General features: G+C 65.0%; 9 protein-coding genes. All 9 read right to left on the reverse strand.

The window, feature by feature from the left end; all coding sequences use genetic code 11:
• A partial coding sequence (locus tag E1N52_RS28355; RefSeq protein WP_133185892.1) for a transposase occupies nucleotides 1–210 on the reverse strand: 210 nt, incomplete at its 3' end.
• 431 nt (nucleotides 211–641) lie between these two features.
• The gene (locus E1N52_RS28360) at nucleotides 642–1,034 is read right to left on the reverse strand and encodes an Imm1 family immunity protein (protein ID WP_133186145.1); all 393 of its coding nucleotides are present in this window, start codon (nucleotides 1,032–1,034) and stop codon (nucleotides 642–644) included.
• A gap of 19 nt (nucleotides 1,035–1,053) precedes the next feature.
• Entirely contained in the window at nucleotides 1,054–5,556 is a 4,503-nt protein-coding gene (locus tag E1N52_RS28365; protein ID WP_133186147.1) for an RHS repeat-associated core domain-containing protein, read from the reverse strand.
• Nucleotides 5,557–6,807 carry a tetratricopeptide repeat protein gene (locus tag E1N52_RS28370; protein WP_133186149.1) on the reverse strand — a complete coding sequence of 417 codons (1,251 nt, stop codon included), beginning with the start codon at nucleotides 6,805–6,807 and terminating at the stop codon, nucleotides 5,557–5,559.
• A gap of 19 nt (nucleotides 6,808–6,826) precedes the next feature.
• Nucleotides 6,827–7,480 carry a hypothetical protein gene (locus E1N52_RS28375; RefSeq protein WP_133186150.1) on the reverse strand — a complete coding sequence of 218 codons (654 nt, stop codon included), beginning with the start codon at nucleotides 7,478–7,480 and terminating at the stop codon, nucleotides 6,827–6,829.
• Between the two features lie 26 nt (nucleotides 7,481–7,506).
• The gene (locus tag E1N52_RS28380) at nucleotides 7,507–9,750 is read right to left on the reverse strand and encodes a type VI secretion system Vgr family protein (RefSeq protein WP_133186152.1); all 2,244 of its coding nucleotides are present in this window, start codon (nucleotides 9,748–9,750) and stop codon (nucleotides 7,507–7,509) included.
• A gap of 3 nt (nucleotides 9,751–9,753) precedes the next feature.
• Nucleotides 9,754–10,869, reverse strand: coding sequence for a type VI secretion system baseplate subunit TssG (gene tssG / locus E1N52_RS28385; RefSeq protein ID WP_246089246.1), 1,116 nt, complete (start codon nucleotides 10,867–10,869; stop codon nucleotides 9,754–9,756).
• 23 nt (nucleotides 10,870–10,892) lie between these two features.
• Entirely contained in the window at nucleotides 10,893–12,800 is a 1,908-nt protein-coding gene (gene tssF, locus E1N52_RS28390; protein WP_133186156.1) for a type VI secretion system baseplate subunit TssF, read from the reverse strand.
• A 14-nt stretch (nucleotides 12,801–12,814) separates the two neighbouring features.
• Entirely contained in the window at nucleotides 12,815–13,303 is a 489-nt protein-coding gene (gene tssE / locus E1N52_RS28395) for a type VI secretion system baseplate subunit TssE (RefSeq protein WP_246089247.1), read from the reverse strand.
• Nucleotides 13,304–13,346: the final 43 nt, after the last annotated feature.

Consider the following 13,346-nt stretch of genomic DNA (forward strand, 5'->3'; position numbering starts at 1 on the left):
GTCTACCGGTGGCTCGCTCGACACCGGGCCGGCCGCACCGAACACGTCGGCCGCGCGCTCCTGCAACTGCCGCTTCCATTCCGTGATCTGGTTCGGATGCACATCGAACTGCTGCGCCAGTTCGGCGAGCGTGCGCTCGCCCTTGACTGCCGCCAGGGCCACTTTCGCTTTGAACGCCGCTGAGTGCGTGCGTCGGGTTCGTTTCGTCATTTTCTCGGTTCCTTTGCCTGCATTATCGCTGGCTCAGGCCCCGGTCGTTCCACTTATCCCGCTGTCCGATTTTGCGCGGCCACCTCTCTCCGTTCCTCAAGTGGGCGTGTCGAAACTCCACTCTGACATATTGATGCCGTTCCGTTTTGGAGGGCCTCCACTCTCCTGCCAGACCCTACGCCCCCAAAGGGAGGGCGGTATCCATTCCATCTCGGTCGATCTCGGCCGGATGGAAGGCGTCCCGATGCACGTTCGGATGGCACACCCACCACGATTCGTCTCTTTTGTCCTTAACGTGGTTTGCGTCCCGCCGGCGGAGGAATTGACCGCAAGGTTTCTATCGAGAAGCCGACTAAGAGTCGCTAACACAACCTGGACATGCTGCCAGGATATTGCCGTCATGGCCTCATGTCGCGGTCGTGTTAGCGACTCTAAAGCTCGATCCACTCGATGCAGTTCGGTCGACGCGAGCATTCGGCGAATTCTCGCGCAGCCTCCCATGCAACCTCAATGGGTATGACTCGATAGTTGGCTACGTCCGTCGTTTCCGTGTCAGTCAGGAAAAACGTGCTGGTACCTTCGGGATCCAATCCATTTACATTGCCTATGGAAATGAACCCAGGATGACGTGCGTCGGGAAAGTAATGCGCAGTGGCCAACGGCCCATTGGCCATGACCGCCAAGGCTGGAAATTTGGCGTTGCCGTGGGACAGCCAGTAGTCGTTCGCCACGCCGCTCCACTGCGCAAGCGCGGCCTCCAACTCCTGACGCGCGTGCATTTCGCACGCACCACCAAAATATTGCATTTTCAGAGCTTCAATCACCTGCGTGTACCCCCTACTTTTACGACGGTGGCTTAGGATCGTTTGAATTTCCCAAGTAATCCACAGGCTGATCGTACCAGTACTTCGTCGGCGCTTTCGCGTTCGCTGGAGGAATGACCTTCAGTTTCGCATTCTTCGGAAGCAGAGTCTCCACTTGCCCATTGCAATAATGGCATGTTCCGCTCGGGTGATTGTGCATCACCACAGCCTCGGTGATCCTCCCTTTTCGCATGATCAATGCCGCCATGCCTTCAACGTGACCCGACGAGTCGTAGTTCGATAGCACCTTGCCTCCCGAGTACAGCTTTCTAACGTGGTACTGCCCATTTGCGTCCGTGTAAAACATATAGCCAATAGTGGTCTTTCCATCGAACGGTGGGAGCGTGACAGCGTCCATGGACGGGAACTGCTCTCTGAGCAAGGCATCTTCTCTGGCCTCTGCCAACGCGTCGATATCCGCAAGAAGCTGCTTATATTCCTTCGCGTAGTGACTATATTCCTTGTCTATCTCGAAGTGAGGCAGTGGGATCAGTTCACCTGGATGGCCAGTAACGGCGTCCTCGATACTCATCTTTTTCGATATTAATTGCAGAATCTTCGCGTTAATTCGCTCCGCCTCCTCCCTGTCCGCGCACTGCGAACACTCGCTCGAACTTTCGTTACCATGTGGGCATTCACGGCCCAAAACGTCAATGAAAACCAGTGGGTTAGCGGTATGCGCATAGAGGTTAATCCCGCCGGCTTGCCCTGCCGGGTCTGACTGCAAGTATCTTCCCAGCACCGGGCTGTACGACCTGAACCGGTTGTAGTGAAGATCTGTTTCCGGATCGAACCAGTGACCCGGCCAGCGAAGGTTGTATTCAAGTTCGTTGTCTGGTGCGACGCATATCGCCCCATAAGGATCGATCTCGTTCACACCCCATACGCACCCTCTCGAAATATCTTCAATCCACTCGGGCAGCCCGACTTGATTGCAGAAGACGTAGTAGGTCCGACCAGACTCCGGAGCGGCATCACAACCGTCGTAGTCGATAAACATGAACGGCAGGTATGATGTCTCGTTCACGTAGGCGTAGATCCTTAGCTGTCCATTCGGAGCCACTTCGGCGGCAAGCCGATCCCCATCCCAGAAGTACTGCGTGCGCGCTTGCCCCATCGCTTTCGCGATACGCCGGCACAGGCCGTCGTATTCCGCGCTCCAATTCTCCTGACGATCGCTCCATTGGACCCGCACCAGCAGATCCATGCTGTTGTAGTGCCAGGTTGTGCGACGGTTGTTCTCGCCGATCTGCTCGGCCAGGTGATTGCGACTGTTGTAGCAAAACGCACCACACGCGGCGCCCGAAAGCCGGTTGCCCTCGGTATAGCGCATCCACTGGCATGTCGGCGTCGACAGCAGGTTTCCGCCTCGGTCGTACTCAAAGCGTCGAAAGGCCCATCCCTCACGGCTCTCGCCGACCAGCCGGTGCGCGTCGTCGTATTGGTATTCGGTGGTGCCGCCCTTGCTGTCGATCACCTGCCGCAACTCGCCCACAGCGCTGTACCGGTATTGGACGCAACGGTTGGCCGACGTGTGCCCGTCGGGCCAGGTCAGCCGCCCCGCGCATCGGCCGTTTTCATCGAACTTGTACAACACGTTGGTGCTGTTACTGAGCCGCAGCAGTACCGTGCCGTCCGCGGCGCGTTGAAGCCGGTGGACATCCCCTCCCGGCGTATGAATCATCACGTCGCCACTTGGGCCCGTTTCGTAGCGGACGACGAAGCGCCCGAACCAGGTCGTGCTCTCAAGACGTTGACCGACGAAACTGTGCTCGACACCGCGCCCATCGCGTTTGTCGCCTGTGCGCCGACCGAATGCGTCGTATGTCAGTGTGACTTCGAATTTATCCGTCGACGCTCTGGTAAAGTTGCCGCGACGGTCGTACTCGTAGGTATGGGTTTCGCCGCTCGCGAGGATGCGCTTGCTATGCAGGCCGTTCTCGCCTACCTCGAAACGCAGCAATGTGTTGCCAGCACCATCGCGTTTTTCGATCAGCCGGTCACCCGTGTCGTATACGTATGATTCGCGTATCGTGTCGTGTCGTGCCACACGGGTAAGCCGGCTCTTGTAGTCATACGTGTACCGGCTCTCGTTGCCGTTCGCATCGACGACGGCCGTGATGTTTTGCTTGGATGAATACCGGTATCGGACGGTGTTGCCCAGCGGATCGGTTTCGCTTTCACGCAGGTTCCACGATGCGATAGCGTAGCCATAGTAGCGTCCATCTTTGTCGCGCAGCTGCACCACATTGCCGGCCGCGTCACGGTGCAGGCATTCAGCGTGCCCAGATTCGTCCGTGCGTCTGATCACGCGTCCCGCTCCATCACGCTGCTCGGCAGGCTTCGGCACTGCGGCGCTCGGTGCGAAAGCGGCCGCCGCGACTGCTTCGATTTCCGGTGGCAGCAGCAACCTGTCCGTAAAGTCCTCGGGTCTGGCATCCCCCCAGAGCAGTTCCAGCGGCCTCGCAGGGACAACATGCGCAAGGGGATTGGGCAACACTGGGGCCTCGTCACGCGTGGGCCAGCGATTTCCCCAGCGATCCTGGCGGCCGGTATTTTCACCTCGTTCATCATAGAGCCAGCGCATGACGCGCCCACCCGAATCAACTTCCTCGACAATTCGTCCGTCGTCGCCAATCACGCGCTCGGTCGCGCCGCCATAGGGATCGACGATACGTGTGACCGTGCGCGCCGCGTCGTACAGGTAGGTCCATCTGCCGCCGTCGGCCTGCGTAACCACCGTGCGGCCAGGCTGATAATCGAGCAGCACCCGCCACAGGCCGTCCTGCCCCGCGCTTTCCACGCAACGGCCGTCGCTGTCGTAACGGTAGGAAAACGCATAGCCATTGGCATCCGTTTCGCGGATCATGCGTCGCCACGCGTCGTAGCCGTAGGTCATCGAGGCGCCGAGGGCATCGGTGGACGCCACGAGGCACCCAGTGGCGTCGTAGCGATAGCGGGCGGCGCACAGAACCGCGCCTCGAGGGTCGGTCACACGCATTTCCACGACATGGCCGCGTGCATCGTAAAGCAGGTCGATCATCCGGTGGCGCTGCTCACGCTGGGCCGTTTGCTCGATGTGCCGCAACGTGCCGTCGCCTGCGTAGCGCAACGCGCTCTCGACACCCTCGTGCACATGGCGTACGAGCCGCGCCGATGCTTGCGCCGCACTCGCACGCTCGAATGTGAATTCGCCACGCGTGGCCTGAAGCAATACGAAACGATTCTCGCCCTGCTGCTCAAGTTCGTAGCCTGCGAATACATCCTCGTAACGCCCCGAGGCGCTGCGCCCGAACGCATAGGCACGACCATGCCCATCTACGTAAATCGCACGCGTGCGCAACAGTCGCAGTTCATGCTGGAAGCTGTGACGAAAGCCGAAGCCCAGCGCGCCGTCACGCTCGCTCCAGTCGCTACGGTAGTAGCGTTCCCATTTGAATTCGGGCGCGTCGAGGGTCGCATAGTCGGTAAACTGATTCTCCGCCGTGCCTCTCACCACGTCGACGGGGTGTCCTCCCTTGCATTCCCCTTGCTCCGTACGCTTGGGTTCCCCGGCACCTTCGGGGGCGTGCGCCTTCTTGCGTAGCCCCCAACCCAGCATCAACATGGCAAGCGCATCGGGCATCGGGAATCCGCCGATCAGGACGCTCGCGTCGCCATCGATCAACGTTCCCACTCCTGGCTCAACGCCCGGATCCTTGCCCATCAGATTGCTCATCGCCATCGCGATCGCGTCTGCCGCAGTCTGCGCCGCCGTCATCTCGACGGCGGCCGCCCCGGCCCCATCCACGGCCTGGTCGGCGGCCGTCAGCCCGCCGGAAGCCACCGGCGCCGCCATTCCGGCAATGTGCATCGCACGCTTTAGTGCGCTCGCCTTCTCAGCGTCCTGTTCGGCATGCCCGGCACCGCTCATGCCGAGCGGATTGCAGTGACGCGTCAGGTCCAGCGCCATGCGCGCCGCGCGCGCGCCACCGATGAAGGTATTGCTCGATCCGGTGCAGATCTCGAAGATGGGCGCCAAGCCGCCACAGGTGGGCGCGAGGCCGATGTCGAGCACCCGTGCAGCGGGCATGCCCCCATACAGCACGCTCAGGCAGCCGCTTCCGATCGTCACGCCGCAGCTCGGCATCGGCACGCCGTCGCTCGGCGGGTGCGCGTGTGCATGCGGCACCCCGAGATGCGGCACGCCGATGAACGCCGCCGGCATGCCGGGCACGAGATTCGCGCCGGGAATCATCGCCATGCCCGTATTGAGCAGCTGATCGAGTGCGCCGAGACTGCCCACCGCGCCGCTCACGACGTTAGTGACGCGGTCAAGCGTATTGGCCTTCGGGTTACCGAGTTGCTGAAACGGCTGTGCGCCGGCGTTGACCGCACTGGCAAGCGCGTCGACCGACGTGTTGCCGGTCGGCGAGATCAACGGCGCAGGCGGCGGGGGCGGCTCGTTAGCCGGGCTGGCCGGATTTCCTGGCGGGGTGCTCATCTAGCGTTGCGCTCCCTCACGATATGCAGGAATCCGATCCTTCTCCATCTCGTAGGCTTTCGCCTGCTTCATCAAGCCGGCTTGCGCATACAGGGCGGCCAGCCGTTCGAGCAGCGAGCGGCGCTGATGCTCGCAACCGAAGCGCTCGCATAGCGTTTTCGCCTCGGTCCACGCGCGTGCTGCCTCGGCAGTCTTATGCGCACCCAGCAGGGCCACGCCGAGCTTCTCCAGTGCGGCGACGCTCGCGTGCGGGAACATCAGCTTGTCCGCACCGCGGCTCGCGAGCTCGAAAAATTCGACCGCGCGCGCGGGCTGTTTCAGGCGCAGGCAAGCTTCTCCAGACGCCATGAGAATATTGAGCGTCACGCCCAGGTTGCCGCTGTCCGCCGCGGCATCGAGTGCATGCGCATACCAGCGGCTTGCATCGGCGTGCTGGCCGCTGCGCGTGGCGACATCGCCGATGCCGCCCAGCGCCAGCGCCTGCCCAAGCGGGTTGCACTGTTCGCGATGCCAGCCATACAGCAGGCGATACTTCTCCAGCGCCTGGGCGAGCCGACCGTGCGTGAGATCGAGCGCGGCCAGTTGCATCGCCGCCTGCATGCGCTCGGCCAGCGGGCGGGCCGCGTCGTTCATCGCGCCCACCATGGCGTCTGCGGTTTTTTCGGGCGAAAAGTCGAGGTCAAGCGTGAGCACGTGTTGCGCTTTCGCACGCAACGCCTGCGGCAACAGGAAGCGTCGCGAACAATCGTCGCGAACGCAGAAGCGGTGGCCGTCCATCCACGCCTCGAAGCCATCGAGCGCGAGCAGCGGCAACACCGTTTCGCGATAGCCGGCGGCGTCCTCGAGGGTCGATGGCATGAGCCCCCAGACGATATCGACACCTTCCGCAACCAGTGTGCGCACATGCCCGATCGCCGCTCTTAGCCGCTGGGCCGGGTGCTGCGCCGGATCGGTGCAAAGCAGCGGGAGCTCGGCCCACGGCATCACGCCCTCTTGCGCGCGCACCTGGTTCTCTGCGTCAATCTGCGCGGCGAGCGATGCCATGCACTGCTGAACAAAGCCGCCCGAGGCGGCGCATTCGAACGGAAACAGCAGGTAGACGCGCTGCCTGTCGCGCCGGTCACGTTCCTGCAGCATCCTGAACGCGAACACGACGTCGAGATCGGTCGCGCCGAGCACGAGCGTCGGATAGTCGGGCTGCTCGATGAACGCGCCCAGCGCAGCATCCGTGGCGGCAAATTCACGCTGCATCTCCCGATGCCCTCGTGCCTCAGTTCAGCCGAATGTAGCGACTGCGCACCACGGTATCGGCCTCGGTGCGGATATCGACGCCGCCGCGGCCCGCCTCCAGCTCAAGCGCTTGCGCGCGCAGGCTGAGCTTGCCCGCGGCCTCGAGGTTGACGTTCGGGCTCATGAGGCGCACCACCGGTCCCGCGCTCGAAGCGAGAATCTGCACCAGCGGTTTGCCATGTGCATCGTCGATCTGTACGCATTCGTCGGGCGCGAGCTTCATGGTCTGGCTCGCGTGCGTGTCGGGCGCCTCGCCCCCAGCCGCCGCAGGCGCGAGAATCCCCGTGACCAGCGGCTCCGGCCAGTTTGACGGCTGCTCGAGGAGCACGCGATCGCCCCTGCGCGGCCGTTGCCAGCGCAGGCATTGCAGCCAGCACTCCACGGCGTCGCCCTGGGCGGAGTGCCACCGCACCCGCACCCGGCCGGGGCTGTCCGGATGATGGGTGTCGGTCACCTCGCCTGCGAGCAGCCCCTCGATGGCGGGCCCTCGCGCGGGCGCTGCCGGACCGGGGACCGTGCCCGCGTCGAACAGGGCGCGCAGCTTCGCGCGTGTAGCGTCGTCGATGGTGTCGGGATCGATGGACGCGGCTTGCGTTACCATCGCTTCATCGGTCTGACCTGCGTGAGCGTCCATAAGATCCTCTCTGTTCTCCTGCGCGACTAGTTGATATGGGCGATGGTCCCTTGAATCGTGATCCCTGACGCGTCGAGCTCAATGCTCGCGCCTTGCGTCGAGATGACGATCTTCTTCGCGTTGATGTTGACCTGCTTGACGTCCTGATCGCCCACGTTGACGGTGGGGGCCGAGATGTCCACGTTGGTCGTGCCATAGACTTCCGTAAAAGGGGTGCCGGTGATGACGACGCCCTTGCCCGTACCGGTGACCGCCACGCCCCGGCCCTTGCCATCGCCGGTAATGCCGACACCGCCGTCGTTCCCGTTCACGTCGACGCCGAGCTTGCTGCCCGTGATGCCGACGCCGCCGTCGCCGGTGATGCCTACACCCAGCTTTTTGCCATACACGAGAACTGCGTTCGCCGCGGTCACACTGTAGTCGCCTACGGCCACATCGACGATGCGCGAGCCAGCGGCCACCATATGCGTGCTGGTCTGCTCGACTTGCACGGTATGCGTGCCATTGGCCACGGTGAAACTGTGATTGCCGTCGGTGACCGTATGCGTGCTGTTGCCCTTCACAGTGACGCTATGGCTTCCGCCTACGCTCGTGGTCTCATCCCCGCCGATCTGCGCAACCCGATGCTGCCCGATGTTGACCGTCTCGGTCTGTCCGACACTCCTCTGCCGGTTGTTCTTCACCTGCATCGTCTCGTCGTTGCCGACCGTGTGTGTGTGGTCGTGTCCCACGGAAAGCGTATGGTCGAGCTCCGTCTCCGCGTCGAAATTGCGCTCGGCATGCATCCAGAACTGCTCCGAGCCTTTGCGGTCCTCGAAGCGCAGCGCGTTCGCGTGCTCCACCGTGCCACCTGGCGTCGAACGCGAGAGCAACCCGCTTTGCGTCGCGCTCGCCGGCAGGTTCCAGGGTGGCATGCTAGCGGCGTTGTAAACGCGTCCGGTCACGATCGGATAATCGGGATCGCCATTCAGAAAATCGACGATCACTTCGTCGCCGACGCGCGGAATCTGCACGCCGCCGAAACCGCCGCCCGCCCAGGGGCTCGATACGCGCACCCAGCACGACGAGTCCTGGTCGCGCCGGCCGTAGCGGTCCCAGTGGAACTGCAGCTTCACCCGGCCATAGCGGTCGGTCCAGATCTCCTCACCGGGCGGGCCGACCACGACCGCCGTCTGCGGGCCGTTGGTGTGCGGCACCGGCGTCGTGCGCGGCGTACGGTACGGCAGGTTGTCGGGCTGGGCGAGCAGATCGGCCTCGTGCAGCACGGGCTCGTTGCCCGTGTGGCTTGCATATGGGTTCTCCTGAAAGCGGTAGGTGCAACGCACGATCAGGTATTTGCGATTCTGGTCGGCGCGCGGGCAGCGTTCCAGCTCGAAAAGGTACCCCGGCGCGCTGGCGCGTACGTCGGTATGCGCTTGTGCGCGGTCGTAGAGACCCTGCAGCTCTTCCAGGCGCACGCGATTGCGCTGGGCGCCGTGCGCATCGTCGCGATAGCCACCCGGCCATTCGTAGACCGAATAGTCGTCGTGATCGTGGCCGCGCGGCTCGGCGCGCCGCACGCCCAGGTCGGCGTGCGGCTTCGTATAGTCGTAGTCGCTCGCCTCGCGCCGCCCCGCGCTCACCTCCTGAACCGGCTGCCAATTGTCGATGTGCTCCTCGTCGGCAATCGCGGCGCGGTCGCGGCCGATATACGGAATCGTCGCGTAGCCAGGCAGATCGCTGTGCGAAGCCATTGCGTCACACAGCACCAGTGTGTGCGTCCCGGCCTCATGGCGGAAAAAGTAATAGATGCCTTCCGCCTCCATGAGCCGCGAGACGAAGTCGAGATCGGTCTCGTTGTACTGCACGCAGTACTCGCGCAGCGCATAGGTTTCGGTCAGCCGGTTCTCTATGGGATAACCATAGGGCGAGAGCACCTGCTGCACGATTTGCGGCACGCTTATTTCCTGGAAGATGCGGCAGTCGGCGCTGCGGCTCGCGAGCCAGAGCCACGGCCGCACGATCAGCTCGTACGCGTAGTAACGCCCGGCATGGCGCCCGACTAACGAGGCGCGCGAAACGATCCCGTTCAGGTAGCGCTCCCCGCCCCCGGCCAGTTCGACGCGCACGGTCACCGCCTTGCCGAGCAGTTCGCGCAGCGACACGTTGTGACTCGCGGCAAGCGCCTCGATGCGCCACTCGAACGGACGCCCGAGTGCCTCTTCGCCGTTCAGGCGGTAGAACTTGAGATCGTCGCCTGACGGACTTGCGAGGGTGAAGATGCGCGCCACGCGTCAGCCTCCTTGTGCACGCGCAACCAGATCGACCACGAGGTCGCGCGCAGGTTCACGGCTCAGGCGCCGCCCGAGCCAGGTCGACAAACCGAGCCTGCCCGCACCGCCGGGCGCTGCGCACGGCACCTCGGACGCGGCCAGTTCGAGTTGCAGGTCCCAGCCGAACTCGGCGCCGATGTACTCGCGCACCCAATGCACGAGCCGGGCCGAGTCTGCGCCACCGGGCAGGAAAGCCTGGTAGCGCGCGAGTGGCAGCGGCCCCAGCACGATGCGAAAGTTGCCCTGCGCGTCGCGCACCGCACGCCCGAGCAGCGCGCCCTCGCCGAGCGCCGCGCCCGCTGCGCGCTGGCGCGCGACTTGTCCGCCACCGCGCCGCGGGCCTCGCACGGCGCCGATCGCGCTGCGCTGACGCTCGCCCAGCGCGATCCAGCGCACGGCATGTTCGACGATGCGCACCTGCACGCCGAAGTCGTGGCGCAGTATTTGCGCGAGCCCTTCGGGGTTGCGCGTCTGGCGCACCCAGTGACCCGCCTGAAAGGACTTCGCGTGGCGCCCCGGCGCGTCTCGAGCATGCAACGGCGGCGCGGCGTTGCGCGCGCCGGCGAGGCCGATCAGGCTCGCAACGTAGCGGTCGAAGCGCGACTCGCCGGGCCGGTCGAGGCCGACCACCGGCTGCGCGTCGGCCCACGCACGATAGAGCAGCACGATCAGCCGATGGTGGAACAGGTCGGCGAACGCGCCCATCGAGTTGTCGCCGAAGCTGTGGACGCGCTCGTACGCATACTCCGTCACGTGCTGCGGCAGCGGACCGTTCGGCCCGAACAGCCCGAAGCCGTATATATGCACGCGCGGCGGTCCGTCCGGCGCGTGTCCGTTTTCTTCGCCATCGACGGCGGCCACCATCGAAGGCGCAAACGACAGCGACGGCGTCTGCCCGAGCCGCACCGGCTCGCCCGCAGGATGCTGCGCCTCGCCGAGCGGCGCTTCGCCGCCTGCCAGCGCGTCGATCCAGCGCAGCAGATGAAACAGGTCATGCTCGTGCGGCGCGGCCCGTAGCTGCCGCCAAAACCTCTGGTACCGGTCCTGGCCGGCGGAGATCGGCGCTTGCTGGCTCATGTCCCGTAATCCTGATGATCGATTCATACCGCAGGCCTGCGGCCGATCCGCGTGGGCCATTCGGCGATCTCGCCGCGCTGCGCCGAGTACAGCGCGAATTCGACGAAGGCGTTGATCGACGCATGCCGCGCGAAGAACTGCTCGAGCGCCGCGCCGAGCGCATACGGACTGTCGCCCGCGAACGCATGGTCGTCGACGGTCATCTCCACGCGCACGCCGCGCCCGTAGACGAGCGGCCCGGCCACCGGCAGGCGCCTGAACACCGGCCGGCACGCGAGACCCCGGATGCCGCGAATTCGCTGCGCGAGCGGCGCGTCGGCGGGATCGGCGTAGATTTCCAGTTGCTCGCGCAGCCGCTGGGCGCCGGCCTCGTCCTCGACGTCGGCGAGCGGCTGATAGTTGAGCCCCAGATGCGCGATGAGCCGCCACGTCGCGTCGTCGTGCGCGAGCGGCGGGCGCGGCGGCGAAGGACCGCGCACGATGCACACGCGGCTCACAGGCGCGGAGATTCTCAGCGTGAGATCGCCGGCGCTGCCAGACGCAAGATGCAGCGGCAGGTCGCGGTTCGTGCAAAGGGTGTCGGCCGAAAGCAGTGCGATACGCTCGTCAAACGGTGCGCGCTGGCGGTCGACGAGCGAAACATAGACATCGGAGCCCACATAGTTCGAGCGTGTGCCGCTGCGCCGCGCCTGCGTGCCGACGAGCCGCGCCTCCCGCCGCAGGCTGAACCAGGCGCCGGTTTCCTGCGCGTCGTTGGCGGCCGATGTGTAGAGCGGCAGGAAATCGCAGTCGCCGTCGGCGCCCGCGCGATGGCCGATCACGCGCTTCACGGCGAACACCTCGTAGTCCAGCGCGCGCGTGCGGTCGACCATCAGCCGGTACTCATTCGTGCCGGGCGTTACAGGGACGCGCTCTGTGCGCTTTGGGAACAGGTTGATCGCGGGTGTGCAATCGAGCGCAAGGTGCGTCGCGTCGATGCTACGTTCGAGATCGGCGTCGTCGCCGTCCAGCAGCACGAAGAGGTCGACGCTCTCGCTGCCCGCATTGGCCAATGCGCTGCGCAGACCGCACACGCTGAAAAAGAGGTTGCGTGCGGCGAACGCGAAATGCTCACGCAGAATCCTGTAGCCTTCGAAGCTGCGCGCGCCGGGCGGAAAGAGCGCCTGCTGCGCATCGAATCCTTCGTGTACGACGCATTGCGGCCCCAGTACGCCGAGCCACTTGCCCTCGTTGCCCTCGCGCAGCGCGACACCGAGCGAGCGAGCACAGACGAGTTCGAGCAAACGCATCGCCTGACGATCCGGGCCACTGAGGAAGAACGTCAACTGGTCGAGCGGCAACTGGCTCAGCCGCGCCCCGCCTCGCGCAGCCAGCGTGATGCGCAAGGCCCGCAGCGGGCCGGCACCCCGGCTCGCGCCGCCACCCCCGCCGTTACCCGCTACCGCACGCGGCATGCCGGGAAGCGGCGGCACGCCCGCGGGCGCGGGTGCGAGTTCGACCGCGCGCAGCGTGAGCGGCCACATCGTGACCGGCTGCGCGGTGCGGAATTCGCAGGCCGTCGCCGTGCCAGCCGCAGCCGCCATCAGACTGGTCCCCGCCGGCACGGTGAATCCCTGGCTCAGCGAGCCTTGCGCGGAATCGGCCTCGAACTGGACGACCGCCATCGCCGGCGTGGGCGCGAGGTGATCCGGGTACACCACGTCGAGCAGCCGCTCGGAGAAGCGCGGAAATTCCGCGTCCATCTTCAGCTGCACGCGCGCGGTGAGAAAGCAGAAGCCCTCCAGCAGCCGTTCGACGAACGGGTCCGCCACGTCGATGCCGTGCATGCCGAGGCCGCCCGCAACCTTCGGATACTGGCGCGCGAACTCCGCGCCGGATTCGCGTAACCAGGCAAGCTCACGGTTGTAGTAGTCGAGAAAGCGTGCATCCATAGGGCAGCGTTTCCTTAGCGTCGCGGGCGGGCATCGTCGGTCGCGGCTTGCGGGGCACCGCCCAGCGGCCGCAGCAGCGCGACGCCGGAATCCAGGTCCAGCTCCGTGTGCACCAGCATGGCAGGCGGCGGGTCGCAACAGGCGAGGCGCCCGGCAATCTCGAAGGTCAGCACGTTGTGCCGTCTTGCGCGCGGCGCGTCGCTCACGCAGCGCACCTCGACGCTGCCGCCTTGCAGGCGCGGTTCGAAGCACACGATGGCCTCTCGCAGCGCGTCTTCCAGATATTGCGTATCGATGCCGGAGAGCGGCGTGCCCGCCAGGGCAGGTACGCCGAAGTTGAGCACCGAGCGTGCGGCTTCGGCATAGCGCCGCGCGGTTCGCTCGTCGAGCGCGCAGGCGGTGTTGAGCAGCCACGAGAGATCGCGCAACACAGCATCGAGCAGCGCGTCGGCGTGAGCGGCGCCGCGCTGCGGCGCGCCTTCCCTCAGGCGGTCGAACAACATGGGCGCCGCCGGGCGCCTGCGTGCGGCGCTGTCGGCTGGCGCC

The organism is Paraburkholderia guartelaensis (assembly GCF_004353905.1).
GTDB lineage: Bacteria > Pseudomonadota > Gammaproteobacteria > Burkholderiales > Burkholderiaceae > Paraburkholderia > Paraburkholderia guartelaensis.

What these genes read in the sequence shown, in the direction of transcription:
- E1N52_RS28365 (WP_133186147.1), bottom strand. Translation starts at nt 5,556, where the DNA reads ATGAGCACCCCGCCAGGAAATCCGGCCAGCCCGGCTAACGAGCCGCCC.
- E1N52_RS28370 (WP_133186149.1), bottom strand. Translation starts at nt 6,807, where the DNA reads ATGCAGCGTGAATTTGCCGCCACGGATGCTGCGCTGGGCGCGTTCATC.
- E1N52_RS28375 (WP_133186150.1), bottom strand. Translation starts at nt 7,480, where the DNA reads ATGGACGCTCACGCAGGTCAGACCGATGAAGCGATGGTAACGCAAGCC.
- tssG (WP_246089246.1), bottom strand. Translation starts at nt 10,869, where the DNA reads ATGAGCCAGCAAGCGCCGATCTCCGCCGGCCAGGACCGGTACCAGAGG.
- tssF (WP_133186156.1), bottom strand. Translation starts at nt 12,800, where the DNA reads ATGGATGCACGCTTTCTCGACTACTACAACCGTGAGCTTGCCTGGTTA.
- tssE (WP_246089247.1), bottom strand. Translation starts at nt 13,303, where the DNA reads ATGTTGTTCGACCGCCTGAGGGAAGGCGCGCCGCAGCGCGGCGCCGCT.